Raw genomic sequence first — 4,669 nt, 5'->3', positions numbered from 1 at the left:
GGCTGGTCCTTGACCGACCCAGGCAAGCCGAGCAGACCAGGGCCAGGGCGACAAGGTCGTTCGTCCGGTAGGGCGCTCCACCTTGTCACCCTGGCCCTGGTCCGCTCCACGGTGTGTGGGTCGGCGGCAGACGGGATGGCATCTCAGGCAGAAGTGGTGGTGCCCTGCTTCAATCATCAACATGGGATCCGTCGTTCCGTACCTGCCCATAGCAGCCGCTCTCATTGCCCTATTCGGCATCGTAATCACTCTTCGGCATAGCGCCCGAAAAGAGCGCATGGCGTCACTAGTCGCCAGGCATGACGAGGCTAGGAGAGAGGGTCGATTGGCGGTGGCGCAGTTCTTATCCGCCGCCAATACATATATCGGATATGCCAATCTGTTTCGCCGATCGAATGCCTGGTCTGACTTGTCCCCAGAAGATCAAAGGGAAAGAATTATCGCATTCGCTGAGGCCAAGAGGGAGTTCAACGAGAAGCTGATACTGACATTGCTTACCTGCCTAGATGCGCGACTCCAAGTCCAGCTTGGGCATATTCAAAGGGTCTTCGTCGTAGTTAACCAAGGCTGCTCCGAGGTTGGGGTCGCAGTCAGAAGTGACATGAAGCCCGACCTGGTTCCGGCAGAAGCTAAAGCAGCAAGAGCAATGAAAGAACTTACGAGATCCATGGGTGAGATGCACAAAGTCGCAGTCCTGGTTCTCAGGCCAACTGTGTTTGATCAGGACTTCCTGCATCTGCCGCCCGAGATGCGTCGAGAGAAAGAACACTTCGAGGCTGAGGAGATGGAGGAGAGAAACGAGTCGCGATTCAGTAGAGATGTTGGGGCCGAGGTTGGAGATGCCTGGGGCTGAGTCAGCGAGAAGTCAGCAAGAGGTCCGGCGCTGACCGCGGCTAGGGGATCTCCAGCGGTAGAAGGGACGCAAGCAACCGCATCAGATGACACGACTGGTGACGGATCGGTAGGCGGGATCAACATTCACACCGAAGAGGTCACTGGTTCGATCCCAGTATCGCCCACGCAGCTCAGGCCACTTCCCGGCTTCGGGGGGTGGCCTTTCTGCTGCCCGTACAGCAGCGAAGTACAGCAGTTCGTCATCGCGTCAGGGATTCGCCGAGGCGCTTGAGCGCGTCCCGGGTCGCCTGCGAGGACACCTGCGTGTAGATCTCCATCGTCACGGAGAAGCGGGCGTGCCGGAGGATCTGCATGGCGACTCGCGGGTGCACGTCGAGGTCGGCCAGGAGGGTGGCGCAGGTCCGCCGCGCGTCGTGGACGGTGATCGGCTTCGTTGCCGCCTTGTCGCAGCGGGTCTGCCAGGAGCGCTGGAAGTTGCGCGGCTCGATGGGCGTGCCGTAGCGGGTGGTGAAGACCAGGTCGTTGTCGTGCCACGCCTTACCGGCGGCTGCCCGTGCCTCGTCGCGCTGCTCGTTCCTCAGCTTGAGTGCGGCCAGGCAGATGTCGGGCAGCGGGAGGGTGGCGTCGGATGCCTGGGTCTTGGTGTCGCGGTGCAGGAGCTTCCCGCGTACGCGTTGCAGTTGCCGCCCGATGGTCAGCTCTCCGGCGTCGAGGTCGACGTCCGCACAGGTGAGACCGAGGGCTTCACCTTTGCGCAGGCCGGTGACGAGGACCAGGGCGTACGCGGCGTAGAGCGGGTCGGTGTCGGCGCGGGCGGATTCGAGGAAGCGGCGTGCTTCGTCGCTGGACCAGGACTTGCCGCGTCGGCGGCGGACGGTGGCGAGGGTGACCGGCACGGCCGGATTCTTGGTGATGAGGTCTTCGGCCTGGGCGTGGGTGAGGGCGGCCCGCAGTGCGGCCCGGATGTCGCTGACCGTGCGCGTCGACGGGACCGCCTGGCAGCACCGGCCGACCGCGCAGCAGCGACGCTTCTCCTGACGGCGGGCGGCGTCTTTGCCCTGGGCGCAGCACTGGCAGGTGCGGGACACCTGGTTCAGCCAGGTCTGCACGTCGCGCGCCTGGAGCCGATCGAGCCGCTTGGTGCCGAGACCGGGGGAGAGGTAACGGCGGACGAACGTCTCGTAGGTGGCGTAGGTGAGCGGCGCCCGGTTCGGCTCGATGATCTCGGTCAGCCAGTAGGCGAGGAAGCTGCCCACGGTCGGGACACTGGTCGCCACCGGTCCGGCCTTGGCCTGCTGGTGCAGTTTGATCCACTTGTCGTGGACGGCGTCCCGGGTCTTGCCGTAGACGTACTTGCGGGTGCGCTTCCCGTCCGGCTTGGTGACCCAGACGTACGCGGCAAAGCCGTTGCGGTACGGGAAGATCGAGCCTTCGCCGTTGGCGCGGGCACGGGCGGGCATCAGGCGGCCTCCTGCCGGTCGATCTGGTCGCGGATGTAGTCGTCGACCCATTCGGGCAGGATGCGGCGGTACTTGCCGTCCTTGATGGAGCGCAGTTCGCCGGTGGCGATCTTCATCTTGACCTTGGAGACGCCGAAGCCGAGTAGCACGGCGACCTCGGCGGGGGAGTACCAGCGCGGGGTGAGGGGTCGGGTCACGCCGCCACCCCCAACCACGTCTCGTGGGCGAGTTCTTCCCGGCCGACGCGGCTGCGTTCCCGGTGCTGGGCGGCGGCGGTGTTGGCGAGCAGCGCGTCCCCGTCGGTGAGCCACCCGGAGCCGACGAAGGCCAGGGTGCCGACGGTGACTGAGCCGTCATCGGCGCGGTAGGTGGCGCGGGTGTCGCGGAGCAGCCCGAAGGTGACCGAGTACCGGCGGGCCTTGGTGAGGAAGTGCCCGCCGTAGCCGAGCATGTGCGCCCACCGTCGCAGCCCGGCGTAGACATCGGGTGTGGTGTCAAGGTCGCCTTGACGGTCGTCGGCCTGGGCGGCGGTGTCGCTGGTGCGGTGCCGGGTGGGGCGGCCGAGTCGCCAGCAGGCGTCGATGAGCCGGGCCAGGTGGTCGCCCTCCGGATCGGCGTAGGCGTCGACGGTGCCCGGGGTGAGCCGGGTGGAGCAGTGGCCGGTGACCTCGGTGGCCTTGGTGGCGTACTTGGCCAGGTAGGCGGCCACCCTGGCATCGGTCACGTCCCCGTCGCCGGTGCCGATGCGGCGCACGTCGACCTGCGCGCCCCAGGCAATCGGCCAACCCTGCGGCCGGTCGGGATGCGGCGGAGTGGCGAAGACGATCTGCCGGGCGGCAGCGTGCACGGCGGCGTCGAGGTCGTCCACGGTGATCCCGGCCGGTGGCGGGACCAGGGCGTGCCGGTCACCGGGATCGACCCCGTCGAGACGCAGCAGGACATGGAAGTGCACCGCGCCCCGGCGCTGCATCTCGGCAACCTTCCCGTGAGACACCCGCACCGGCGGCACCCGCCGAACCCGGCCCGAGTCGGTGACGACCTCGACTCTCGGGATACCGCGTCGGCGGCAGAGCGCGGCAAGGTACCGCTCGACGGCCTGCTTGGTGCGCCGCCACAGCTCACCGGCGAAGACGTTCCAGACGACCTGGTGACCGTGGTCGTAGCAGTCCAAGCAGAGCGGCCGACCGAGCAGCGGATCGGCACCGTTGTGACGGGCGAAGCAGGCCCCGGGCCGCCCGTGCGGGCAGGTGAGGGCGTCACGGCGGGCGTGGCAGGGGGCCGGTCGGCAGTCACAGCGCCGCCGGTCGGCACAGGTGTGCCGGGGTACGTGCCGGTGATGGACCGGGCCGAACGACGGCGCGGTGAAGGTGGCGAAGACGACCGGGTGCCGGGCAACCGTGGCGGGCACGGTCTTGCCGCCGGTCAGGCCACAACGGATGACCTGGAAGGCGTCACCGGCGTAGGCCCAGGAGCAGTCCGGGCACTGGGCGGCACGCCGGTTGCCGCACGCCTTGTAGAGCACCCGATCGGGCAGCCCGTCGGTGTGCTGCTCGCCCAGGATCCGCCCGGTGTCCCGGTCGACGGCGGTCATGGTGCCGGTCAGCCGGATCGGACGGGCACAACCTCCGGCGGTCCGGGTGTGCTCCAACCAGCCGAAGTAGTCCGGGGTGGCGGCCCGGTGCAGAGCCTGGGCGTCACGCCCGACGGCGACGCCGGGACGGTGCAGGGTGGACACGATCTCTCCTCAGGGCAGGTGGCAGGGACGGGCGACGAACCACCACCGGTCGCCGGAACGCTGTCCGTCGGTGGTGTTCGTGGTGTCTCCTGGCACCGCCGTGGAGGGCGGCTGACGCCGGAGGGCGGATGTGGCTGACCGCCGTTGAGGTGAGGTCCTTCCGGTTGCCGTGCTGGATGAGGCCGGGACGGGTGGGGTGCCTGGAGGTCGGCATCCGGCGGGGTTGCCGCAGGCGAGCCCCACCCGTCGAGGGTTGCGAATCCGGGCCATCGTGACGGCGGAAAGACCGTGCTGGGCCACTCAGCGGATTCCGGGCCGACATCGCGGCCAACGTGATCGAGAACCGGCGGGATCTGGCCCGCATCAGCGGCAGGAAGGCCGCTCAGCATCTCTGTGGTCGAGCCCAGCGATCCGGCAGGAAGGCCGCACTGGCGTGCTCGACGACCGCCAGAGTAGCACCGGGTGCCGACCCGTCAACCCGTCGTGAACCTCGGTGCCGAGCTGGCCCGGACCGGCTACCGGCCGTGTCGGGCTCCACTTGATGCGTTACGGATCGTTGTCACTTGATCCGTGACACGTCCGGCTAGACGATCTTGGGTCGTTCCTGCTTTCAGGCTAC

At 67.8% G+C, this 4,669-nt stretch carries 4 protein-coding genes; 1 reads left to right on the top strand and 3 read right to left on the bottom strand.

Going from position 1 to position 4,669, the window contains the following annotated elements; genetic code table 11:
* Positions 1-181: 181 nt before the first annotated feature.
* Positions 182-853: a hypothetical protein gene (locus tag AB0M52_RS30905; RefSeq protein ID WP_363961027.1), complete on the top strand. Its 672-nt coding sequence runs from the start codon at positions 182-184 to the stop codon at positions 851-853.
* Between the two features lie 241 nt (positions 854-1,094).
* On the opposite strand, the gene AB0M52_RS30900 is transcribed toward AB0M52_RS30905, so the two are convergent.
* The 3 genes from AB0M52_RS30900 to AB0M52_RS30890 are packed head-to-tail and all read right to left on the bottom strand — an operon-like array spanning position 1,095 to position 4,050.
* A complete protein-coding gene (locus tag AB0M52_RS30900; protein ID WP_363961025.1) occupies positions 1,095-2,315 on the bottom strand; it encodes a tyrosine-type recombinase/integrase in 1,221 nt (406 codons plus the stop codon).
* Positions 2,315-2,512, bottom strand: a complete 198-nt coding sequence (locus tag AB0M52_RS30895; RefSeq protein WP_363961024.1) for an excisionase family DNA-binding protein — start codon at positions 2,510-2,512, stop codon at positions 2,315-2,317. Before AB0M52_RS30895 ends, AB0M52_RS30900 begins: the two co-directional genes overlap by 1 nt.
* Positions 2,509-4,050, bottom strand: a complete 1,542-nt coding sequence (locus AB0M52_RS30890) for a replication initiator (protein WP_363961022.1) — start codon at positions 4,048-4,050, stop codon at positions 2,509-2,511. The genes AB0M52_RS30895 and AB0M52_RS30890 overlap by 4 nt, the downstream gene beginning before the upstream one ends.
* Positions 4,051-4,669 lie beyond the last annotated feature (619 nt).

This window comes from Micromonospora sp. NPDC051296 (assembly GCF_040682255.1).
Lineage (GTDB): Bacteria > Actinomycetota > Actinomycetes > Mycobacteriales > Micromonosporaceae > Micromonospora > Micromonospora craterilacus.
The sequence above is the reverse complement of the archived record's forward strand: the minus strand, read 5'-3'. Positions and strand labels throughout refer to the sequence as shown.